Source organism: Arthrobacter sp. KBS0702 (assembly GCF_005937985.2).
Classification (GTDB): domain Bacteria; phylum Actinomycetota; class Actinomycetes; order Actinomycetales; family Micrococcaceae; genus Arthrobacter.
This window is the reverse complement of sequence record NZ_CP042172.1, coordinates 683,678-705,373: the sequence shown is the minus strand read 5'-3', so window position 1 is coordinate 705,373 and position 21,696 is coordinate 683,678. Positions and strand designations below refer to the sequence as shown.

Here is a 21,696-nt window from a genome sequence, read left to right as displayed (position 1 = left end):
AACTCACAGAGTCTGGGAGCATCATGGGAATCATGAAAAAGAACGGTCCCGAAGCCAAGCTGCTCGTTGTTGACGATGAACCCAACATCCGAGAGCTGCTCTCCACCTCGCTGCGCTTCGCCGGCTTCGAAGTCGTCTCCGCCGGCACCGGGCGCGACGCCCTCGCCGCCGCGGAGCTCCATGCCCCCGACCTCGCCGTGCTGGACGTGATGCTGCCGGACATGGACGGGTTCACCGTCACCCGCCGGCTGCGCGCCTCGGGCAAGCACTTCCCGGTGCTGTTCCTGACCGCGAAGGACGACACCGAGGACAAGGTCACCGGCCTCACCGTCGGCGGCGATGATTACGTCACCAAACCCTTCAGCCTCGACGAGGTGGTGGCGCGCATCCGCGCGGTGCTGCGCCGCACGCAGCCGCTCCAGGACGACGACGCCGTCATCCGCGTCGACGACCTTGAACTCGACGACGACGCCCACGAGGTCCGCCGCGGCGGCACGGTGATCGAGCTGTCCCCCACCGAGTTCAAGCTGCTGCGCTACCTCATGCTCAACCCAAACCGGGTGCTCTCCAAGGCGCAGATCCTGGACCACGTCTGGGAGTACGACTTCAACGGGGACGCCTCGATTGTGGAGTCCTACATCTCCTACCTCCGGCGCAAGGTGGACATCGATCCCGAGGCGCCCGCCCTGATCCAGACCAAACGGGGCGTCGGCTACGTGCTGCGGACGGCTGAGAAGCGCTGACCTTGCTGCACCGTTGGAGGGCGGCCTCGCTGCGGTCGCAGCTGGTCGCGATCATGATGGCCCTGATGCTGGTGGCACTCACCGCCACCGGCGCCGGCACGCTAGCACTGCTGCACAGCTACCTGCAGGGCCAGGTCGATGACAAGCTCAAGGCCGCCGTCGAGACCGCCCGCCAGCAGCAGTCCTTCAGCCAACTGCAGGACCAGAACCCGAACGTCCCCACCGACTACTCGCTGATGCTCTTCAGCCCGGGCCAGCCCGCCTACGTCTTTGGCGGCAGCAAGGGCTCGCGCCCCTCCATCGGCAGCATCAGCCCGGAGGACGCCCGCAGCCGCGGCGAGGCTCCCTTCCAGGTCCGCGGCACCGACGGCCGCAACTGGCGGGTCGTGGCCGTCAACGTGCTGGATGGGAACCAGCGGGCCGCCGTCGTGGTGATCGGCCTGCCGCTGTACCCGGTGGATTCGGTGATGGAACACGCCGCGCTCGTGGTGGTCGGCGTCGGGCTGCTGACCCTGGTCCTGGCCTTTTTCATCGCCACCTGGACCGTCACCCGGTCCTTCCGTCCGCTGGCGCGGGTGGAAAAGACGGCCGCGGCGATCGCCGCCGGCGACCTTTCCCGGCGCGTGGAGGTCGAGAACCCTGACACCGAAGTCGGCCGGCTGAGCCGGTCCCTCAACGCCATGCTCGCGCACATCGAATCGGCCTTCGCCTCAAGGATGGCCTCCGAGGCGAGGATGCGCCGTTTCGCGGCCGACGCCTCCCACGAACTTCGCACCCCGCTGGTCACCATCCGCGGCTTCTCGGAGCTCTACCGGCACGGTGCCCTGGCCACGCCCGAGGACGTTGCCACCGCGATGGGCCGGATCGAGAGTGAAGCCAAGCGGATGGGCGCCATGGTGGAGGACCTGCTGCTGCTGGCCCGGATTGACGAACAGCGCCCGCTGCAGCAGAAGCCTGCCGACCTCCTGCTGCTGGCCCACGACGCCGTGGTGGACACCCAGGCCAGCGACCGCAGCCGGGTGATCTCGCTCCGGGGGCTCGACGGCGGTTCCGGTGCCCCGGCCCCGGTGCTGGGCGACGAAGCGAAACTGCGCCAGGTCATTGGCAACCTTGTGGGGAACGCCCTGCGCTACACGCCCGAAGGCACCCCGATCGAGCTCGCCGTGGGGGTGCGGACGGACGCCGACGGCGCACGCCGCTCGGTGATCGAGGTCCGCGACCACGGGCCCGGCGTCCCCGAGGACGAGGCCGCGAGGATCTTTGAGCGCTTCTACCGGGCGGACACCTCCCGGACGCGGGAGACCGGCGGCAGCGGCCTCGGGCTGGCGATCGTAGCGGCCATTGTCGGTTCACATTCGGGCACAGTCCGCGTGCAGCCGACCGAGGGCGGCGGCGCGACCCTCGTGGTCAGCCTCCCGTACCTGGATGAAGTGGAGGCCACCGAGGCTGCTGAGGCGGCCGTGGAGGCCGGGGAGTCAGCGGGGGCCGCGGCCGTCCCGGCAGACGCTGCCGCAGCGGAACCCGGGCCGGACCGTTCCGTGCGCGGCTAGCGGTTGTCCACATAGCCGGGCTGCCCTCTGGGGCCGGTTCCCGTCGCTGCCTAGGCTCAAAGGGTCCGGAAGATCCGGGCGCTTCCACCCCAGGCAGCCGGGAATCCTGCTCCCCCTGCGATTAAGTCGGGATGCCCGGCTGCCTGCCGGCACACTCGAAAGGCAACCCGTGAGCATCATTTCTGTCGATACCGAACTCCTCCAGCTCAAGTCCGCCAACGTCCAGGCCACGGTCGAAAGGATCAGTGCCGATGTGCAGTCCATGAAGCGCGGGCTGGACGAACTTCAGGCGAGCTGGCGCGGCGCGGCCGCCACCAATTTCCAGGCCTTGATCACGGAATGGGCGCTGACCCAGGGAAAAGTCGAGGCCTCTTTGGCATCGATCAACCTGGCGCTCAACTCGGCCGCCGCCAACTACGCGCAGGTCGAGCTGAACAACGCCCAGCGGTTCGGCTAGCCGTTCCTGCACGTCCATGTTGCTGCACGCCCATGTTCCCCGACGCCGGTCAGTCGAGTTCGCCTGCCCGGGCCTGCGCCGTTCCTAGGCCTCGGGGGTGCCCTGATGGAAGCGGAGCCGCCACTGCGCACCGTCAAGGACCCACAGGGAACTGCGCAGCGCCGTTCCCGTGCGGGTGTGGCTGCGGTAGGTCAGGAGCACGGTGCCCTCACCAAGGCGCTCGGCGGCAATCAGCTCCAGCTCGGCGGGAACACCCGGATCGTCCTCAAGGGCCATCATCATCTCGTCGCGGGTCCAGAGCCGCCCGGAGCTGCCGATCTCGGTGAAGTCCGGATGCAGCAGCACTCCCGTTCGTCCCAGGTCGGAGCGCGTCGCGGGGAGCAGCAGTTCCCGCTCCAGGGCCTCTACGGTGGCCTCCGGCGTCTGTTCCGCGCCGGCCGCGGCTGCCCGGGATTCCTCTTCCAGCTCGCTGAAGAGGTCCGGCTCGGCGAACAGGCCGGATTCGCCGAACAGGGTCGGTTCACCGAACAGCTCCCGGGTTCCGGCCCGGGGTGCCGGCGGGGCGGCCGGGGCCCGGCGGGCGCTTGCGGCAGACATGGTCTGCCCCGCGGGAACAGGCTCGCCGGCAACCTGCGCTGCGGGATCCTGCTGCGGGTCGGGGGCGGAGGCTCCTCCAGCGCGGACGAAGCCGGGGCCCCGCCGGGGTGCGACGCCCTGCTGGTAGGCCGTGGCCGCTGCCCGCGCGCGGTCGTCCGCTTCCTCGTTGAGGTCGTGGCCCGCGTGGCCGCGGACCCACTCGAAGGTGTACTTGCGCCCGACGAGCGCCTGGTCGATTTCCTTTAGTAGTTCGACGTTAAGCACAGGCTTGCCGTCGGACTTCCGCCAGCCCTTGCGCTTCCAGCCCGGCATCCACTTGGTCACCGAATTGATGACGTACTGGCTGTCGCACAGAATGTGCAGGTCCTCGCCGGCTAGGTGCGCCGTGGACCGGAAGAGGTCCAGGACGGCCATCAGCTCGCCCTGGTTGTTGGTCCCATGCGGCCACCCGCCGGCACGCCAGCAGTCATCGTTCACGTACCAGGCCCAGCCGGCCGGACCGGGATTTCCTAGAGCCGAACCGTCGGCCGCTGCAGTAATCGTCACTGCACTATCCTGCCAGACCTCCGCACTCCGGCGCTCCCGCAGCACCGGCAACAAACCACCCGCCGCTCTCCCTCATCAATGTTTTTCGGGTGTGGGAGCGTCCCGCACGCCGCCCCCACAACTGCGGGAGCGTGTCTTAACGCCGACGGCGGCCCCACCCGAAGGTGGAACCGCCGTCGTCGAACAGCCAGTGGCCGGCGTGGGGGTTAGAAACCGCCCATGCCGCCCATGCCGCCCATGTCGTCGCCGCCGCCCATCTGGGCACCGGCCTTTTCGGGCTTGTCGGCCACAACGGCCTCGGTGGTGAGGAACAGGCCGGCGATGGACGCCGCGTTCTGCAGGGCAGAGCGGGTGACCTTGACCGGATCGTTGATGCCGGCAGCCAGCAGGTCGACGTACTCGCCGGTGGCTGCGTTCAGGCCGTGGCCTGCGGGCAGGCCGCGGACCTTGTCGACCACAACGCCCGGCTCAAGGCCTGCGTTGAAGGCGATCTGCTTCAGCGGAGCGTCGATGGCGACGCGGACGATGTTCGCACCGGTTGCCTCATCGCCTTCGAGCTGCAGGTTGGCGAATGCCTTGGCACCGGCCTGGATCAGGGCAACGCCACCGCCGGCGACGATGCCCTCTTCCACAGCAGCCTTGGCGTTGCGGACGGCGTCCTCAATGCGGTGCTTGCGCTCCTTGAGCTCAACCTCGGTTGCGGCACCGGCCTTGATGACTGCAACGCCGCCGGCCAGCTTGGCCAGGCGTTCCTGCAGCTTCTCGCGGTCGTAGTCGGAATCGGAGTTCTCGATCTCGGCACGGATCTGGGACACGCGACCGGCGATCTGGTCGGCGTCGCCGGCACCTTCGACGATGGTGGTCTCGTCCTTGGTGACAACAACCTTGCGGGCCTTGCCGAGCAGTTCGAGGCCGGCGGTCTCAAGCTTGAGGCCGACTTCCTCGGAGATGACCTGGCCACCGGTGAGGATGGCGATGTCGGCCAGCTGGGCCTTGCGGCGGTCGCCGAAGCCCGGAGCCTTGACGGCAACGGACTTGAAGGTGCCGCGGATCTTGTTGACGATCAGGGTGGCCAGGGCCTCGCCTTCGATGTCCTCGGCAATGATCAGCAGCGGCTTGTTGGACTGCATGACCTTTTCGAGGACCGCAACCAGTTCCTTGACGTTGGAGATCTTGGAGTTGACGATCAGGATGTACGGATCCTCGAGGACCGTTTCCTGGCGCTCTGCGTCGGTGACGAAGTAGGCCGAGATGTAGCCCTTGTCGAAGCGCATGCCCTCGGTGAGTTCCAGCTCGAGGCCGAAGGTGTTGGACTCCTCGACCGTGATGACGCCTTCCTTGCCGACCTTATCCAGGGCTTCGGCAATCAGGGCGCCAATTTCGTTGTCACCGGCGGAAATGGACGCGGTGGCGGCGATCTCTTCCTTGGTCTCGATTTCCTTGGCGGAAGCCAGGAGTTCGCGGGTGACCGCCTCGACAGCCTTCTCGATGCCGCGCTTGAGGGACAGCGGGTCAGCGCCGGCCGCGACGTTGCGCAGGCCTTCCTTGACCAGAGCCTGGGCCAGCACGGTGGCGGTGGTGGTACCGTCACCGGCGACGTCGTCCGTCTTCTTGGCAACTTCCTTGACCAGCTCGGCGCCGATCTTCTCGTACGGGTCGTCCAGCTCGATCTCCTTGGCGATGGAAACACCATCGTTGGTGATCGTGGGGGCGCCCCACTTCTTTTCGAGGACGACGTTGCGTCCACGCGGGCCGAGGGTGACCTTGACGGCGTCGGCGAGGATGTTCAGGCCCCGCTCAAGACCGCGGCGTGCCTCTTCATCAAATGCAATGATCTTGGCCATAACGGCAGTAGTCCTTTCGGGACAGTCGTTAAGAATGAACCTTGGCCGTGGTGCCCGCGACGGACGATTCCTGCCCGGCAGCCTCTGTATGCCGCCGGGCCGGGGATCTCACCCCAGCCAGGTGTTTCTCTCGCCCCCGGTGATCCCGCCGCCACGTCGCAGCCGGCCGAACCGGGCGTCGTGTTAGCAGTCAATACGCGGGAGTGCTAAGTCAATAATTAGCACTCCCCCGGGGAGAGTGCAAGCAGTGGCCGCCCCCGGCCCCGCCGCCACGGTGCGCTCTTCGCTACCAGCGATCAGGAGCCGGCGCTGCGGGCGGTTTCGCTGCCGGTCATCTTGGCGTTGTTGTCGGAGCCGTAGCTGTAGACCATGTAGGCGGCGGCGGTGACGTCGCCGTTGGCGTCGAAGTTGATAGGCCCGGACTGCCCGTTGTAGTCGGGGCGCTTGCCGGCGCGGAGGGCTGCCACGCAGTCCTGGTAGGACCCGCAGGCCTCGGCCTCGCCGGACGCCGTTCCTGCGGCACCGGCCGTCCCGCCGGAGACGGCAATGAGCCTCGAGGCGATCGAGGTCCCGGCGTCGTCCTCCGCGGCGGCAGCGGCGATGGCGGCGAGGTTGACGGCGTCGTACGTCTCGGCGGCGAAGGCCATGTCCTTCAGGCCGGGGTCGACGGCCACGAGTTCGGCCTGGAAGTGTGCGGAGGGGAAGGTGCCGGGGAGCACCCCGCGGGCGCCGTCCAGGGCCCTGGAGCCGAGGCCGTGGCCGTACTGGTTGACGGCGCCGTCGCTAAGGACGAGCTTGTTTCCGGCCAGGCCCGCGTTATTGAGCTCGGCGATGGCGCCTTGGGCGCCGTCCCGGGCCACCAGCACGACGGCGTCCGGGGAGGCCGCCTTGGCTGCCGCCGCCGCCTGCTGCGCGTGGCCGGCCGTGAACTCGGCGTCGACCGAGGTACCGAGGGCGGCGGCCTTCGCGGCAGCGGAGACGGCCACGGAGACTTCCTTGCCGTAGCTGCCCTCCTCGTGCAGCACGGCGATCGACTTGGCGCCGCCGTCCTTGGCGAGCTTAACGAGCACGGAAGCCTGCGCGATGTCCGCGGCGGCGGTCCGGAAGTAGTAGCCGCCGCTCTTGTACTTGCTGAGCCCCGGTGCTGCGTTGGCCGGGGAAATGAGGGCGACCTTGGCCCGGGAGAGCACGTCAATGGCGTCGGCGGCCCGGCTGGAGTCGGTCGGTCCGATCACGACGTCGGCCTTGGCCGCCACAAGGTTCTTGGCCTGGGACGCCGTATCCGTGCCGATCGATTCCGGCAGCAGTTCCACGGGCCTGCCCTTGTGGCCGCCCGCCGCGTTGATCTCCTTGACCGCCAGCTTTGCCGCCGCGAGCTGGGGGGCGTTCAGGAAGCTTTGTTTGCCGGTGTTGTCCAGGATCAGGCCGATCCGCAAGGTGCCGTCCCCGCTGGCGTCGGCGGCGTCCACCCGGGCGTTGCCGGTGGGCCCGGCGCACGCACTGAGCGCCACGGCTGCTGCCAGGCCGGCAGCCGCCGCGCGGCGGAGCCGCCTGGCGGACGGCCGGCGGTCCGGGCTCGTCGGGGCGGGTACGGCAGCGGAGAATGACACTAGGCGGGCCGGACGCTTTCGGCCTGCGGGCCCTTGTCGCCTTCGCCGATTTCGAGCTCCACCCGCTGGCCCTCGGTGAGGGCGCGGTAGCCCTCGCCGTTGATCGCGGACCAGTGCACGAAGACGTCGTCCCCGGAGCTGTCGACGGTGATGAAGCCGTAGCCCTTTTCGGCGTTGAACCACTTGACGGTCCCCAGTGCCATCTTCTCCACACTTTCAGCTAGCTGGCTAACGGCCCACCTCGTTGTGCGCCGCGGTATGCGAAACCAAATCCGCAGATACTCTACCCACAGCCTTCCACCGGGGTGCGGACCGGGCCCGGGACCGCGCGGATAGTTATTGAGGCGTAACCGACGCCGGCGGCCGGTGCTACTTGAAGCCGGGACCCAGGACGACGACGAGGGGCATCTTGAGTTCGGCCGAATCCACGAGGGTGCCGATTCCCAGGAGCGAGCCCAGTGCTTCGGCGTTCGCCTTCTGTGCCGGGCCGTTGTAGAAGACCACCGAGGTCTGCTGGCGGGCGCCGCCCCAGTTGCCGAGCGGGCCAAGGACCCACCCTGCGGAGGTGACCGTGGATCCGACGCGGCCGGCCAGCCCCGCCGTCGCGGTTCCGTTGTAGATCGCCACCGGCTGGGTTTTGTCCACGGCTGGGCTCGGGACCGTCGATGCGGACGGCGTCGAGGCCGCCGGGGCGATGCTGCCGCTCGGCTGGGCGCTGGCGGAAGGGGTGGGGCCAGCCGCGGCCGTGCTCGGGGCCTGCGACGTGGCGGCGTTGTTGCTGGCCTGGTCCGCCGTGATGGCCGATCCGCCGGCAGGGCCGAAGCCCAGCTTGGGCAGCAGGAGGAAGGCTACGAGGCCGATCGCGAGGGCCGCGGCGCCAAACGAGAGGATGGGACCCAACCGGCGGGAGTGGGGTGCGGAAGCCGTCCGGTGGACACCCTGGCGCGTGGAGGTCTCCGGGACCCGATCAAATTCATCCCGAGCGTACTTGGTCATGGTAAAACGACGTCCTTGCTGATTTCTGGCTGATGGCCCGCCGACGGTAACTGCGCGAATTTGCGCGCCTCCGGCTGGATTTCCCGCGGGTTTAAGCGTCTGAGCCGAGACGGCGGGCGGTGCGGGCACGTTGTCGTGACGTACGTAGTCTACGCAATCTCTTGACCAGCATGGGATCGTGGGCCAGCGCCGCCTCGGTATCGATCAAGGCATTGAGGATCTGGTAGTAGTGCGTGGCGGACAGGTCAAAAAGCTCCCGGATGGCCTGTTCCTTGGCGCCGGCGTACTTCCACCACTGCCGCTCCAGGGCGAGCATCTGCTGGTCCCGGCCGCTCAGCGGCGAGTCTTCGGCGACCGGCGACAGCCGGTCGCCCTCCGCCGGCAGGTACTCCGATGCTGCTTCGGCCACGACACACTCCCTGACTCGTTCCGATAGTTCTCCCCCACATGCTACGGCCGAATAACAGGCTTGTCATTTAACGGGCAGGTCGCGGGGCGTCCTGCGACAATGGGATCGTGCCTAATTCGTCGCAGCCCGATGCTCTGTTCCAGCTCGAACCGGCGGCTGCCGGGACGGCGGGCTTCGCCGATATGGCGCGGCAGCCGCTGGACGAACTCATGGCGCCGGACTGGGCGGCCGCACTCGCGCCGGTCGAGACGAACCTCCGGGCGGTCCTGGGGTTCCTCGCCGCCGAGGTGGCCGGCGGCCACGAGGTCTTGCCGGCGCCGTCGAACCTGCTGCGCGCCTTCCGCCAGCCGCTCGCCGGCGTCCGGGTGCTGATTGTCGGCCAGGACCCCTACCCCACCCCGGGCCACGCCGTGGGGTTGTCCTTCGCCGTGGACGGTGCCACCCGGCCGATCCCGCGCAGCCTGGCCAACATCTATAAGGAGCTCGAGGCCGACCTTGGGCTGCCGCCGCGGGTCCACGGCGACCTGGGCCGCTGGGCGGAACAGGGAGTGCTCCTGCTCAACAGGGTCCTCAGCGTCCGGGCCGGCGGGGCCGGGTCGCACCGCCGCAAGGGCTGGGAAGCCGTGACAGCCGCCGCCATCACCGCCGTGACGCACCGGTGCTCCGACGACGGCGCCCCGGCTCCGCTGGTCGCGGTCCTCTGGGGCAAGGAAGCGGAGGGGGTGCGGCCGCTGCTCGGGTCCACCGCCGTGATTGCCAGCGCCCACCCCAGCCCCCTCTCGGCTTCCCGGGGGTTCTTCGGCTCCCGGCCCTTCAGCCGGGTCAATGAGCTCCTCACCGCTCAGGGGGACGGCACGGTGGACTGGGAGCTGCCGCCGCTGCCCTGAGCCGTTGTTGGCTAGGCTTAGCCGCATGACTTCGCTCCCCGCCGCCACCACCGCCAACCGGAACTCCCGGCCCCAGACCAGCCTCACGGTCCTGCGGCGCGAGCAGCTCTCGCCGCACATGGTCCGGATCGTTGCCGGTGGCCCCGGTTTCGCCGGCTACGTCGACAACGGCTACGTGGACCGGTACGTCAAGATTGCCTTCCCGCAGCCGGGGATCGACTATCCGCAGCCGCTGGACCTTTGGGCCATCCGGGAATCCTTTCCGCGCGAACAGTGGCCGCACACCCGGACCTACACCGTCCGCTGGGTTGACGAAGCCGCTGCCGAGCTCGCGATCGACTTCGTGATCCACGGCGACGAAGGCCTGGCCGGCCCGTGGGCCGCGGCCGCCCAGGCCGGGGACGCTCTCGTCTTCACCGGACCGGGCGGGGGCTACAACCCGGACCCCGCTGCCGACTGGCACCTCTTCGCGGGTGACGAGTCGGCCCTGCCGGCGATCAGCGCCGCGGTGGAGACCCTGCCCCGGGACGCCCGGGGCTTGGCCTTCCTGGAGGTGGACGGCGAGGCCGACATCCTGGGCCTCGACGCCCCCGCCGGCCTCGAACTGCACTGGCTCCCCCGCCGCGGCGCCCCGGCCGGCAGCACCCCGCTGCTGGTGGACGCCGTGCGCGACGCCGTGTGGCCGGAGGGGCGCGTCCAGGTCTTCGCGCACGGTGAGCGCGGCTCCATGAAGGGCCTGCGCGAGGTGTTCTACGCCCAGCGCGGCCTCGAGCGCGGCCAGGTCTCGCTGTCCGGCTACTGGGCTCAGGGCCGGGTGGAAGACGACTTCCAGGCCGAGAAGAAGCTGCCGATCGGCAAAATCTAGCCGTTCGTCCCGGCCCGCCGGCCCCGGGCGACCGGGCATGGCGCCAGCCAGGCGGCTGCCGGGCAGGCTAGCGGCGGCGGGCCCGGCGCCGTTCGTTGCTGGCCAGGCTCCGGGTCAGCGGCCGGGCCAGGGTGTCACCGAGCACAATGCCGGCCGCAACGCCGAGCACGATTGCCCCGGCGTTGAGCATCCCGCCGGCGCCCATCAGGATCTCGGATTCCTCGATCGTCAATACATACATGGACCGGAATATAGTCAACCCGGGCAGCAGGATGAGCGCCGCAGGCACGGCCACGACCAGCTGCGGGGCTCCCATCCGGAGCGCCACCACCCGGGCCAGCAGACCGATGACGACGGCCGCCAGGGCCGGAGCAAACCGGGGGCCGATGCCCGCGGCCGTCCCGCCGATCAACACGAGGTGTCCGACGACGCCGACGGCCGCCGTCGGCAGCAACAGCTTCAGTGAGGTCTGTTCGGTCACGCCGATCGCGACCACGGCTATGGCGACCAGCGGCACGAGCGCCCACAAGGGATAGACCGGCGGGAATGTTTCGGTGACATCGATGGCTTTCATCCCGCTCATCGCCCCCACGACGAAGCCGACCGCGATTCCCGCGACGAGGGCTCCGAAGGTCAGCATGGTGGACAGGAACCGGCCGGCGGCCGTGACCGGGAAGCCGTTGATCGCGTCCTGCACCGAGGAGACGAGCCGGCCGGTGGGGAGCAGCAGGAGAATCCCGCCGACCACCACGATGGCGGGGGCGATCTGGATTCCGACGCTGCCGCCGAACCGCCACAGCAGCAACGCGATCAGCGTGACCACGAAGGAACACGCTGCCGTGATGAAGAAGTCCGGCGTGCGCCAGCGGCCCAGTTGCCGCGCCAGCAGGCTGATCAGCAGGTTGGACAGGAAGGCGACCCCGGAGGCTGCGAGGCCCCCGCCCAGCACGCCGACGAAAACTGCCGAGAAGACGCCGAAGGCAACGGTGACCATCCAGCGCGGGAAGGGTTTCGGGCTGTGCGTGATCTCGTCGAGCCGGCGCACCGCTTCCTCGCGGCCGACCCCGCCGGCCACGATCTCCGTGACCAGCTGGTGCACCTCGGCCAGGCCGGCGTAGTTGTTGGTCCAGGACCGCACGACGCGCAGCAGCGAGATGGGCGTCTGGTCCTTGGGCGCGTAGTTGATGGCCACTGACTGGTTAGTGATGTCCACCTCGATGTTCTTCAACCCCAGCGCGGCCGTGATGGCGATGATGCTGGTCTCCACTTCGAGGGCCCCGGCACCGTACCGGAACATCGATTCGGCCAGCTTGAGGGCAAAGTCGATGGTCTTGCGGGCGGACGCGTCCACGCCGCCGACCTGGATCATCGGGTTGGCGTACGGACTGCCGGCCAGCCGGTCGACGATGCTCAGCGGGGCCGTCGGCGGGTTTTCGCCCTGGACCAGCCTGCGGAGCATGCGTTTGGCGGCGGCGTTCTGCCGCACCTGCAGGGGCGACATCGGCTCGGTCTTGGGCAGTCCGTCGGTGTGCGGCCTCCGCTGCCCGTCGGTTTCCTTGGTCATTCCGGCGTCCTCAACTGGTCCGTGGCGTCCGGTTTAGTAGAACTGCTGGCCCGTGCGCCGCGTGTACAGCTGCCGGGCGACGCGCTCCCCGGCGGCCATCCAGGCCTTGTACTTCAGCGGGCTCAGGACCTGGTCGTAGCAGCCGACGAAGTCCGTGACGGTTTTGCTGAAGCTGGTCTTGAACAGGCCCAAACCGTGGAACGGGTTGGACGTGTCCTTGAGCTGGTCGCTGGGGGGCGTGCCGCAGAAATCGTATTCGGTGCAGCCGAGTTCCTTGAACTGGTTGATGGCCGTCCACTGCACCAGGTGGGAGTCGCCGTACTGGTTCCGCTTCTGCAGCGAGCCGCCATCCTTGTACGTGCCCTTGCGGCCGTAGTTGATGACGAATGCGCCCACCGAGGGCACGCCGTCCTCATAGACGAACAACAGCCGTCCCTGGTCGCGCTTGATGAAGTTGGTCCAGAACTGGCGGTAGTACTCGTATTCGCGGACCCGGACCTGGGACTTGGCTTCCACCGTGTTGGTCATCAGCGCGTACATGGCCCGGAAGTTCTCTTCGGTGGGGTCCACGTTGTGGACCTCCACGCCCTCCCGGATGGCGCGGCGGACGGCGTTGCGGCCGCGCGAGTGCAGGTTGCGCAGCAGCTGGTTCTCCTCCGGGGAGATGTCCAGCAGTGCTGTTGAGTCGTTGGGCTGCAGGTTGTGGGTCTTGACCAGGCCGGCACCTTCGATGACGCGCCGGGCCTCCTCGGAGAGGACGATGTCCGGTTCGATTTTGATCGCGAAGACTCCCAGCCGGGCGCGTTTCACAAACTCGGCGTTGGCCGCGGCGATCCCGGGGACGTCCTCGACGGACGCCACGTCCGGGCCCTTGATCAGGTACCAGAGCTTGCCGAGCAGCGGGAAGGACTTCTCCAGGATGAGGTTGTAGCTCGTGTAGTCAGCGGTTTCATAGACGAGGTGCAGGGGCTTCCAGCCAAAGTGCTGCTTGACCTCGGCGAAGGCCTCCGATTGCAGGAGATTGCCGCCATTGGGGTTCGCCGTGACGTGGGCATCCCAGTTGGCGATCTCTTCGGCTGAGGCAAAACGGGCAGTGAATTCACGCAAGGGGGCGGCATCCAATCATTGCGGTACGAGCATCGGCGGCATGGCTGGCATGCAGTCCCAAGTCTATCGGGGGCCGGGGCGGTCCGGGTCCCGCGGCCCTGTGCCAGCCGCCGGAACCGGGAATACTCTGGGGGTATGCATGAACGGCCGGATCCCCGGGGCCCCGTTGCGCAGGTGCTGGTCCTGCTCGCGCTGCTGGGCGCTTCGGCACTGGTTGCGGCACTCGGCGGGCTGGCCTCCGCAGCCAACGTCGACGGCTGGTACGCCGCCGCGGACAAGGCGCCGTGGTCCCCGCCGAACTGGCTTTTCGGGCCGGTCTGGACACTGCTCTACATCGCGATGGCCGTAGCCGCCTGGCTGGTGTGGCGCAGTCGGTCCCCCGGGAAAAGGGCCGCCCTCACCGTCTACGGCGCCCAGCTGGTGCTGAATCTGCTGTGGACGCCGGCCTTCTTCGCCTTGTACCCGTCCCTCGGCACACCGGCGCTGTGGATCGGCTTGGTGATCATCGTGGGGCTGGCGGTCGCCGTGGCCGTCACCGTGTTGAGATTCGGACCGATCAGCCGTGCCGCGGGGCTGCTGATGCTCCCCTACCTGAGCTGGATCGTGTTCGCCTCGTCCCTGAACCTGTGGGCGGCGCTGAACAACTGAGCCTCAGCACTCCACCACGTTGACGGCGAGTCCGCCCATGGCGGTCTCCTTGTATTTGGAGCTCATGTCCTTGCCGGTTTCGCGCATGGTCACGATGACCTCGTCGAGCGAGACGCGGTGCGTGCCGTCTCCCCACAGGGCCATCTTGGCCGCGTTGATGGCCTTCGCCGCGGCGATCGCGTTGCGTTCGATGCAGGGGATCTGCACCAGCCCGCCGATAGGGTCGCAGGTCAGGCCGAGGTTGTGTTCCATCGCGATTTCCGCGGCGTTCTCGACCTGCTGCGGCGTGCCGCCCATGACTTCGGCCAGCCCGGCGGCAGCCATCGACGACGCCGAGCCCACCTCACCCTGGCAGCCAACCTCGGCGCCGGAGATCGAGGCCTGTTCCTTGTACAGCACCCCGATCGCACCGGCGGTCAGCAGGAACTTGACCACGACGTCGTCGCGGTCGGCCTGGGTGGCCTTGTCCATCCCGGGGGCGAAGTGCAGGGCGTAGTAGAGCACCGCGGGGATGATGCCGGCCGCGCCGTTGGTGGGGGCGGTGACGACACGCCCGCCGGAGGCGTTCTCCTCGTTGACGGCGAGCGCAATCAGGTTGACCCACTCCTGCCAGTACTTCGGGTCGCGGTAGTCGGGGTCCTGGTCGGCGTTTTCCTTGAGCAGGCGTTCGTGCCAGTCGGGTGCACGACGGCGGACCTTGAGCCCGCCGGGCAGCAGCCCCTCGCGCTTCAGGGAGGTGGCCACGCACTCGGCCATCACCGAGTAGATGTGCAGGAGGCCTTCGCGGATCTCCTCCTCGGTGCGGGACGCCCGTTCGTTGACGAACATGATCTCGCCGATCGAAAGCCCCTTGGACTGGCAGCGGCCCAGCAGTTCCGCGGCGGTGCGGAACGGCAGCGGTAACTCTTTCTTGGATTCGTCGAGTTCCTTCAGCGCGGCGTCTTCCTCGCCCTCGCGGACGATGAAGCCGCCGCCGACGGAGAAGAAGGTGGCGCTGTGCAGGGTGTCGCCGTCGGCGTCGGCAACGGTGAACGTCATGCCGTTCGTGTGCCGAGGCAGGATGGTGAGCGGCCGCAGCACCATGTCCTTGACGCCGTAGGGCAGGGTGACGGCGCCGGCCAGCTGCAGTTTCCCGCTGTCGGCGATGGCGGCCAGCCGCTCCTCCACCTCCGCGGGGAGGATCAGTTCAGGGTGGTAGCCCTCGAGGCCGAGCAGGATGGCCGTCATGGTCCCGTGCCCGTGGCCGGTGGCGGCGAGGGACCCGTAGAGGTCCACGCGCAGCGACGCCACGCGGTCCAGATCGCCCGAGGCCTTGAGTTCCTCGGCGAAGACGGCGGCGGCCCGCATGGGGCCGACGGTGTGCGAGCTTGATGGCCCTAATCCGATGGAAAAGAGATCAAAGACTCCAACAGCCATTGTCGGTTCCTAACTAGGTCTTGCTGTGGCCCGGCAGGGGGTTTTTGCCGGAAGGCGGTGTGGCCGCCGGTAAGCGGCCGTCCCGCCGGATGCACGACGCCGGGCGGCGGCTGGTGGCCGCGGCCCGCCCGGCGTCGTGTCCTCTTCAGTCATACGTCGCCTAGGCGAGGTTATCAACCGAGGGGTAGAGCGGATGGGCGGCGGCGAGGGCCTCGACCCGTGAGCGCAGACCGGACAGGTCCGCGCCGGCGTCGGCGATCAGCGCCTCAGCGATGATATCCGCCACCTCGGTGAAGGCGGTCTCGCCGAAGCCGCGGGTGGCCAGCGCCGGGGTGCCGATCCGCAGGCCCGAGGTGACCATCGGCGGGCGCGGGTCGAACGGGACGGCGTTGCGGTTCACGGTGATGTCGATTTCCGCGAGGCGGTCCTCGGCTTCCTGCCCGTTGAGCTCGCAGTTGCGCAGGTCCACCAGGACCAGGTGCACGTCGGTGCCGCCGGAGATCACGTTGATCCCCTTCGCGGTGACGTCCGGCTGGACCAGGCGCTCGGCGAGGATCCGGGCACCGGCCAGCACACGTTCCTGGCGTTCCTTGAACTCCGGTGACGCGGCAATCTTGAAGGCCACGGCCTTGCCCGCGATGACGTGCTCGAGCGGGCCGCCCTGCTGGCCCGGGAACACAGCCGAGTTGATCTTCTTGGCGATGTCGGCGTCGTTCGAGAGGATGATGCCGCCGCGCGGACCGGCGAGGGTCTTGTGCGTGGTGGAGGTGGTGACGTGGGCGTGCGGCACCGGCGACGGGTGCAGTCCGGCCGCGACGAGCCCGGCGAAGTGGGCCATGTCCACCATCAGGTAGGCGCCCACCGAATCGGCGATCCGACGGAACTCCGCGAAATCGAGCTGGCGCGCGTAGGCGGACCAGCCGGCGACGATCAGGGCCGGCTTGTGCTCCTGGGCCAGGCGCTCCACCTCGGCCATATCGATCCGGTGGTCATCCTCCCGGACCTGGTACGGGATCACGTTGTACAGACGGCCGGAGAAGTTGATCTTCATGCCGTGCGTGAGGTGGCCGCCGTGCGCCAGGTTCAGGCCCATGATGGTGTCGCCCGGACGGATCAGGGCGTGCATCACGGAGGCGTTGGCCTGGGCACCGGAGTGCGGCTGGACGTTGGCGTACTCGGCGCCGAAGAGGGCCTTGACCCGGTCGATCGCGAGCTGTTCAATGACGTCCACGTGCTCACAACCGCCGTAGTAGCGCTTGCCCGGGTAGCCCTCGGCATACTTGTTGGTCAGCACCGAACCCTGCGCCTGCATGACGGCCTTGGCGGTGTGGTTTTCCGAGGCGATCATTTCCAGGCCGTCGCGCTGGCGGCCCAGCTCGGCGTCGATCTTTGCGGCGATCTCCGGATCCAGGGCGGATAGCTCCGCGTCCAGGGACGGGGACACGACCTGCTCGAACACCGTTTCGGTCCCCGTCGCTGCCCCGCTCACAGTTCGCCGCCGTTCTTGGAGGCGTAGTCCTGTGCGGAGAGCAGCGGGCCGTCGGACTCGGCGGCCACCTTGAAGAGCCAGCCGGCGCCGTAGGGGTCGCTGTTGATCAGTGCGGGGTCGTCGACGACGGCGGCGTTGACTTCGGTGACCTCGCCCGTGACCGGGGCGTACAGGTCCGAGACCGACTTGGTCGACTCGACCTCGCCGCAGGTCTCCCCCGCGGTCACCGCGGAGCCGACCTCGGGCAGGTCAACGTAGACGATGTCGCCGAGGGCATCTGTGGCGACCGCGGAGATGCCGATGGACACAATGTTTGATCCGGCGTTGCCGGAGTCCCGCGCAACCCACTCGTGCTCGTCGGAGTACTGCAGTTCAGGGGCAACTTTTGCCATGTGTTTTTCCTTTACGTTTGAAAAAGTCGTGGGTCACGTTAATTGTGGCTGGGTTGGGTGGCGGGTGAGGCGATTCCTCCGCGTGCTCGCTCGTTCCTCGCTTAGACGCACGCTTCCGGAATCCCCTCACCCGCCGCTATTCAGTTCAGTTTTCGGGGCCAACAGTTCCCCGGAAAGAAACATGGCCGTTCGAATTCTTCTAGGGCCGAGCCGCGGGAGGCGGTACGTTCCCCAGCACCTTTGGCTTTCGAAGGCGCTGGCTCCTGTTGGTCTTGGTGTGGCGGCTTGTCCTCAAAGGTGAGATGTCCACGAGGGGCCGGCCGGCCGCGGTTTTCGAAAGCGTGCGTCTAAGCGAGGGACGAGCGAGCACGCGTGAAAACCGGGGCCTGCCGGTCCCGGAGCCGGGAACAGACGGCCGGTCCCGGAGCCAGCCACGGCCCCGGGACAGCCGGCTACTTTTGGCGCTTGTAGAAAGGCAGTGCGACAACTTCGAAAGGCTCGCTCTTGCCGCGCAGGTCGATTTCCAGGGCGGTGCCGGGTTCGGTGAACTCGACGTCGACGTAGGCCATCGCGACCGGGTAGCCGAGGGTCGGGCTGGGCTGGCCGGAGGTGACTTCGCCGACCGTGGTGCCGTCCTTCAGGACCGGGTAGTGGCCGCGGCCGGCCCGGCGTCCGAGGCCTTTGAGTCCGACGAGCTTGCGGCCCGTGGTGGATCCGGCGCCGGCTTCCTTCTTGGCGGCCAGGGCTGCCTTGCCGACGAAGTCGCCCTCCTTGGAGAGCGCGACGACGGGGCCGAGCCCGGCGGCGAACGGGTCGCCTTCGAGGGAGAGTTCGTTGCCGTAGAGCGGCATGCCGGCCTCAAGCCGGAGCGAGTCGCGGGAAGCGAGGCCGGCCGGGGTCAGTTCGCCCTCCTCGGCGATGGCGATGAGCGCCTGCCAGAGGGCGGCGGCGTCGTCGTTGGCGACGAAGATTTCGAAGCCGTCCTCACCGGTGTAGCCGGTGCGGGCCAGCAGGAGTTCCTGGCTGCCGCCGCCGAACATGAACGGGACGTCGACAGCGGCGTAGTACTTCAGCCCGGTGACAAGCTCGTGCTGCGCCGCGGGGACCAGACGGAGCAGGATGGCCTCCGCCTTGGGACCCTGGACGGCAATCAGCGAGGTTGCCGCGGAGGCATCCTCGACGGTGACGTCAAATCCGCCTTCTTGGGCAGAACCGGCGCGCTCCGCCAGGGCCTCGGCCACGACCTTGGCGTTGCCCGCGTTGGGAACCACCAGGAACTTCTCGTCACCGCGCCGGTAGGTGATGAGGTCGTCGATGATGCCGCCGTCTTCGTTGCAGATCAGCGAGTACTTGGCCTTGCCGACCGCCATGGCGGAGATCTTGCCCACGAGGGCGTAGTCCAGGAAGGCGGCAGCGTCCGGGCCGGTGACCCAGACTTCGCCCATATGGGAGAGGTCGAACAGGCCCGCGGAGTTGCGGACGGCGTGGTGTTCGGCGAGTTCGGAGCTGTACTTGAGCGGCATCTGCCAGCCACCAAAGTCCGTGAAGGAGGCGCCGAGTTTCTTGTGCTCTTCGTACAGGGCCGTGTAGTTCTCAGTCATCAACAATCCTTAGTTTTCGAATTCGGACAGCGGCGGGCACGAGCAGATCAGGTTGCGGTCACCGGCCGCGCCGTCGATCCGGCCGACCGGCGGGAAGTACTTGTCCTGCTTGAGCGTGTGGACCGGGAAGGCCGCCTGTTCGCGCGGGTAGCTGCGCTCCCAGTCGGTGCTGATCACGGCGGCAGCGGTGTGCGGGGCGTTGCGCAGCGGGCTGTGCTCCACGCTGAAGTCACCGTGGGCCACCTGGTCGATCTCGGCGCGGATAGCGATCATGGCCGTGATGAAACGGTCGATCTCGCCGAGATCCTCGGACTCGGTGGGTTCGACCATCAGGGTGCCTGCCACGGGGAACGCGAGAGTGGGGGCGTGGAAGCCGTAGTCGATCAGGCGCTTGGCGACGTCCTCGGCGGTCACGCCGGTCTTGGCCGTGAGCTCGCGCAGGTCCAGGATGCACTCGTGGGCCACGAGGCCGCCCTCGCCGGTGTAGAGCACCGGGAAGGAGTCGTTGAGCCGGGCCGCGATGTAGTTCGCCGCCAGCAGCGCCGACTTGGTGGCCTCGGTCAGGCCCTGGCCGCCCATGAGCTTCACGTACGCCCAAGAGATCGGCAGCACGCCGGCCGAGCCGTAGCGGGACGCGGAGATCGGGGTGCCCTCGGCGCCGTTGGCGGGATCGGCCGCGTTGCCCGGCATGAACGGGGCCAGGTGTGCCTTGGCCGCGACCGGGCCGACGCCGGGTCCGCCGCCGCCGTGCGGGATGCAGAAGGTCTTGTGCAGGTTCAGGTGCGAGACGTCGCCGCCGAATTGGCCCGGCTGGGCGAGCCCGACGAGGGCGTTGAGGTTGGCGCCGTCGATGTAGACCTGCCCGCCGGCGGCGTGGATGGCGTCGCAGACTTCGCGGACGTCGGCGTCGTACACGCCGTGCGTCGAGGGGTAGGTGATCATGATCGCGGAGAGCGCGTCCTTGTGCTGCTCGATCTTGGCAGTGAGGTCCGCGTGGTCGATCGTGCCGTCGGAGGCGGTGGCCACGACGACGACCTTCATGCCGGCCAGCACTGCGGAGGCGGCGTTGGTGCCGTGCGCGGAGGCCGGGATGAGGCAGATGTTGCGCTGGGCGTCGCCGCGGGAGAGGTGGTAACCGCGGATGGCGAGCAGGCCCGCGAGCTCGCCCTGGGAGCCGGCGTTGGGCTGGATGGACACCTGGTCGTAGCCGGTGATCTCGGTCAGCTGGGCTTCGAGGTCCTCGATCAGTTCGCGCCAGCCGGCGGTCTGGGATTCGGGCGCGAAGGGGTGGATGGAGGCGAACTCCGGCCAGGAGATGGCTTCCATTTCGGCCGTGGCGTTCAGCTTCATGGTGCAGGAACCCAGCGGGATCATGGTGCGGTCCAGGGCGAGGTCGCGGTCCGAGAGGCGGCGGATGTAGCGCAGCAGCTGGGTCTCGGAGCGGTGCGTGTGGAAGACCGGGTGCTGGAGGTAATCGGAGGTGCGCTCGACAGCCGCGTCCAGGGCGAACGCAGTGCCCGTGCCTGCGGCACTATTTGCGACGCTGGCGCCGAAGGCGGCGACGACGTCGGCAACGATCGCCGCCGTCGTCGCTTCATCGGCGGAGATGCCGACCGAGTCGGCGTCGATGGCGCGCAGGTTGATGCCCCTGGCGTCGGCGGCGGCGATGATTTCCGCGGCCTTGCCCGGCACGGACACCGTGACGGTGTCGAAGAAGGAGGTGTGCTGGACGTCGAGTCCGGCGGCCTTCAGCGAGGCGGCGATGGTCCGGGCGTGGCCGTGGACCGTTTCGGCGATCGCCTTCAGCCCGTCGGGGCCGTGGTAGACGGCGTAGAAGGAGGCCACGATGGCCAGCAATGCCTGGGCGGTGCAGATGTTGGAGGTGGCCTTCTCGCGGCGGATGTGCTGCTCGCGGGTCTGCAGGGCCAGGCGGTAGGCGGGTACGCCGGCGTTGTCCTTGGAGACGCCCACGAGGCGGCCGGGCATGGAGCGCTCCAGGCCCTTCTGGACGGCCATGTACGCAGCGTGCGGGCCGCCGAAGAACAGCGGCACGCCGAAGCGCTGCGCGGAGCCGACGGCGATGTCCGCGCCCTGTTCGCCCGGGGAGGTGATCAGGGTCAGGGACAGCAGGTCCGCGGCGACGGTGACAAGCGCGCCCCGCTCCTTGGCGTCGGCAATGACGGCCGAGTGGTCGAACACGCGGCCGGAGGCACCGGGCTGCTGCAGCACGACGCCGTTGATGACGCCCTCGGGCAGGCCCTTGGACAGGTCTGCGACCTCGACCTCAAAGCCGAGGGCCTCGGCGCGGCCCTTGACGATGGCGATGGTCTGCGGCAGGCAGTCGGCGTCGAGGACGGTCTTGCCGTCGTGGGCCGTCTTATTCTTGTTGGCCCGGCGCATCATCAGTACGGCCTCGGCGACGGCGGTGGCTTCGTCCAGCAGCGAGGCGTTGGCGATCGGCAGGCCCACCAGGTCCTGGACCATGGTCTGGAAGTTCAGCAGCGCCTCGAGCCGGCCCTGCGAGATTTCCGGCTGGTAGGGGGTGTAGGCGGTGTACCAGGCCGGGGCTTCGAGGATGTTGCGGCGGATCACGGCCGGGGTGACGGTGTCGTAGTAGCCCTGGCCGATCATCTGCACGGCGGTCTTGTTCTTGGCTGCCAGCTTGCGCAGTTCGGCCAGCACTTCGACTTCGCTCAGCGCTGCTGCGAGCGCCAAGTCGGAGTCCTGCCGGATGTCCTTCGGAACGGCGGTATCCACCAGCGCGTCGACGGTGTCGTAGCCGACGGCCTTCAGCATGGTGTCGAGGTCGGCCTGGCGGCGCGCGCCGATGTGCCGGTCAACGAAGGACGTGGAGGCTGAGGTAACAGTCACAAGGAACTCCATAACTAAGGCGGCGCAGGGTACGCCACATTGATTCGGGTTCCTCCCCGCTCTGTATTGGACCTGAGAGTTTCCGCGCAGCCGCTTTCGCAGGG

At 68.3% G+C, this 21,696-nt stretch carries 19 protein-coding genes; 6 read left to right on the top strand and 13 right to left on the bottom strand.

All coding sequences use genetic code 11. The annotated features are described in order from the left end of the window. Positions 1-32: 32 nt before the first annotated feature. From FFF93_RS03335 to FFF93_RS03325, 3 genes are all read left to right on the top strand, one after another. The gene (locus FFF93_RS03335; RefSeq protein WP_138770167.1) at positions 33-743 is read left to right on the top strand and encodes a response regulator transcription factor; all 711 of its coding nucleotides are present in this window, start codon (positions 33-35) and stop codon (positions 741-743) included. A 2-nt stretch (positions 744-745) separates the two neighbouring features. Then, on the top strand, positions 746-2,293 hold the full coding sequence (locus FFF93_RS03330; protein ID WP_186372217.1) for a HAMP domain-containing sensor histidine kinase: 1,548 nt from the start codon (positions 746-748) through the stop codon (positions 2,291-2,293). 169 nt (positions 2,294-2,462) lie between these two features. After that, positions 2,463-2,750, top strand: coding sequence for a WXG100 family type VII secretion target (locus tag FFF93_RS03325; protein ID WP_138770168.1), 288 nt, complete (start codon positions 2,463-2,465; stop codon positions 2,748-2,750). Positions 2,751-2,834: 84 nt separating this feature from the next. Here the strand turns inward: FFF93_RS03325 and FFF93_RS03320 are convergent, their stop codons facing one another. The 6 genes from FFF93_RS03320 to FFF93_RS03295 form a co-directional block, all read right to left on the bottom strand. Continuing rightward, the gene (locus FFF93_RS03320; protein ID WP_138770169.1) at positions 2,835-3,893 is read right to left on the bottom strand and encodes a ribonuclease HI family protein; all 1,059 of its coding nucleotides are present in this window, start codon (positions 3,891-3,893) and stop codon (positions 2,835-2,837) included. A 206-nt stretch (positions 3,894-4,099) separates the two neighbouring features. Beyond that, on the bottom strand, positions 4,100-5,737 hold the full coding sequence (gene groL / locus FFF93_RS03315) for a chaperonin GroEL (protein ID WP_138770170.1): 1,638 nt from the start codon (positions 5,735-5,737) through the stop codon (positions 4,100-4,102). Between the two features lie 296 nt (positions 5,738-6,033). Continuing rightward, positions 6,034-7,347 (bottom strand): ABC transporter substrate-binding protein, encoded by a 1,314-nt coding sequence (locus FFF93_RS03310; RefSeq protein WP_138770171.1) that lies wholly within the window; start codon positions 7,345-7,347, stop codon positions 6,034-6,036. Beyond that, positions 7,347-7,550 (bottom strand): cold-shock protein, encoded by a 204-nt coding sequence (locus FFF93_RS03305; protein WP_138770172.1) that lies wholly within the window; start codon positions 7,548-7,550, stop codon positions 7,347-7,349. Before FFF93_RS03305 ends, FFF93_RS03310 begins: the two co-directional genes overlap by 1 nt. A 166-nt stretch (positions 7,551-7,716) precedes the next feature. Beyond that, entirely contained in the window at positions 7,717-8,343 is a 627-nt protein-coding gene (locus FFF93_RS03300; RefSeq protein ID WP_138770173.1) for a LytR C-terminal domain-containing protein, read from the bottom strand. Positions 8,344-8,434: 91 nt separating this feature from the next. Continuing rightward, a complete protein-coding gene (locus tag FFF93_RS03295; RefSeq protein ID WP_138770174.1) occupies positions 8,435-8,752 on the bottom strand; it encodes a DUF3263 domain-containing protein in 318 nt (105 codons plus the stop codon). A gap of 182 nt (positions 8,753-8,934) precedes the next feature. Here FFF93_RS03295 and FFF93_RS03290 point away from each other — a divergent pair, with 182 nt between their 5' ends. Together FFF93_RS03290 and FFF93_RS03285 are read left to right on the top strand one after the other, a co-directional pair. Then, positions 8,935-9,639 carry a uracil-DNA glycosylase gene (locus FFF93_RS03290; RefSeq protein WP_138770576.1) on the top strand — a complete coding sequence of 235 codons (705 nt, stop codon included), beginning with the start codon at positions 8,935-8,937 and terminating at the stop codon, positions 9,637-9,639. Positions 9,640-9,664: 25 nt separating this feature from the next. Then, positions 9,665-10,504, top strand: a complete 840-nt coding sequence (locus FFF93_RS03285; RefSeq protein ID WP_138770175.1) for a siderophore-interacting protein — start codon at positions 9,665-9,667, stop codon at positions 10,502-10,504. Between the two features lie 67 nt (positions 10,505-10,571). On the opposite strand, the gene FFF93_RS03280 is transcribed toward FFF93_RS03285, so the two are convergent. Together FFF93_RS03280 and FFF93_RS03275 are read right to left on the bottom strand one after the other, a co-directional pair. Continuing rightward, on the bottom strand, positions 10,572-12,068 hold the full coding sequence (locus tag FFF93_RS03280) for a threonine/serine exporter ThrE family protein (RefSeq protein WP_138770176.1): 1,497 nt from the start codon (positions 12,066-12,068) through the stop codon (positions 10,572-10,574). Positions 12,069-12,101: 33 nt separating this feature from the next. Further along, positions 12,102-13,175: a peptidoglycan bridge formation glycyltransferase FemA/FemB family protein gene (locus FFF93_RS03275; RefSeq protein ID WP_138770177.1), complete on the bottom strand. Its 1,074-nt coding sequence runs from the start codon at positions 13,173-13,175 to the stop codon at positions 12,102-12,104. A gap of 135 nt (positions 13,176-13,310) precedes the next feature. On the opposite strand from FFF93_RS03275, the gene FFF93_RS03270 reads away from it, so the two are divergent. After that, on the top strand, positions 13,311-13,823 hold the full coding sequence (locus FFF93_RS03270) for a TspO/MBR family protein (protein ID WP_138770178.1): 513 nt from the start codon (positions 13,311-13,313) through the stop codon (positions 13,821-13,823). A gap of 3 nt (positions 13,824-13,826) precedes the next feature. Here the strand turns inward: FFF93_RS03270 and FFF93_RS03265 are convergent, their stop codons facing one another. The 5 genes from FFF93_RS03265 to gcvP form a co-directional block, all read right to left on the bottom strand. Further along, a complete protein-coding gene (locus FFF93_RS03265) occupies positions 13,827-15,239 on the bottom strand; it encodes an L-serine ammonia-lyase (RefSeq protein ID WP_138770179.1) in 1,413 nt (470 codons plus the stop codon). 160 nt (positions 15,240-15,399) lie between these two features. Beyond that, positions 15,400-16,728, bottom strand: coding sequence for a serine hydroxymethyltransferase (gene glyA, locus FFF93_RS03260; RefSeq protein ID WP_315851471.1), 1,329 nt, complete (start codon positions 16,726-16,728; stop codon positions 15,400-15,402). Beyond that, complete coding sequence (gene gcvH, locus FFF93_RS03255; protein ID WP_138770180.1) at positions 16,725-17,120, bottom strand: glycine cleavage system protein GcvH; 396 nt, start codon at positions 17,118-17,120, stop codon at positions 16,725-16,727. Before gcvH ends, glyA begins: the two co-directional genes overlap by 4 nt. Positions 17,121-17,572: 452 nt before the next feature. Beyond that, a complete protein-coding gene (gene gcvT / locus FFF93_RS03250) occupies positions 17,573-18,721 on the bottom strand; it encodes a glycine cleavage system aminomethyltransferase GcvT (protein WP_138770181.1) in 1,149 nt (382 codons plus the stop codon). Between the two features lie 9 nt (positions 18,722-18,730). Continuing rightward, positions 18,731-21,604 (bottom strand): aminomethyl-transferring glycine dehydrogenase, encoded by a 2,874-nt coding sequence (gene gcvP, locus FFF93_RS03245; protein ID WP_395858410.1) that lies wholly within the window; start codon positions 21,602-21,604, stop codon positions 18,731-18,733. Positions 21,605-21,696 lie beyond the last annotated feature (92 nt).

Coding starts and splice junctions, on each gene's coding strand:
- FFF93_RS03285 (WP_138770175.1), top strand. CDS start 9,665: ATGACTTCGCTCCCCGCCGCCACCACCGCCAACCGGAACTCCCGGCCC.
- gcvT (WP_138770181.1), bottom strand. CDS start 18,721: ATGACTGAGAACTACACGGCCCTGTACGAAGAGCACAAGAAACTCGGC.
- FFF93_RS03270 (WP_138770178.1), top strand. CDS start 13,311: ATGCATGAACGGCCGGATCCCCGGGGCCCCGTTGCGCAGGTGCTGGTC.
- FFF93_RS03280 (WP_138770176.1), bottom strand. CDS start 12,068: ATGACCAAGGAAACCGACGGGCAGCGGAGGCCGCACACCGACGGACTG.
- FFF93_RS03300 (WP_138770173.1), bottom strand. CDS start 8,343: ATGACCAAGTACGCTCGGGATGAATTTGATCGGGTCCCGGAGACCTCC.
- FFF93_RS03305 (WP_138770172.1), bottom strand. CDS start 7,550: ATGGCACTGGGGACCGTCAAGTGGTTCAACGCCGAAAAGGGCTACGGC.
- FFF93_RS03335 (WP_138770167.1), top strand. CDS start 33: ATGAAAAAGAACGGTCCCGAAGCCAAGCTGCTCGTTGTTGACGATGAA.
- groL (WP_138770170.1), bottom strand. CDS start 5,737: ATGGCCAAGATCATTGCATTTGATGAAGAGGCACGCCGCGGTCTTGAG.
- FFF93_RS03265 (WP_138770179.1), bottom strand. CDS start 15,239: ATGGCTGTTGGAGTCTTTGATCTCTTTTCCATCGGATTAGGGCCATCA.
- gcvP (WP_395858410.1), bottom strand. CDS start 21,604: ATGGAGTTCCTTGTGACTGTTACCTCAGCCTCCACGTCCTTCGTTGAC.
- FFF93_RS03290 (WP_138770576.1), top strand. CDS start 8,935: ATGGCGCGGCAGCCGCTGGACGAACTCATGGCGCCGGACTGGGCGGCC.
- gcvH (WP_138770180.1), bottom strand. CDS start 17,120: ATGGCAAAAGTTGCCCCTGAACTGCAGTACTCCGACGAGCACGAGTGG.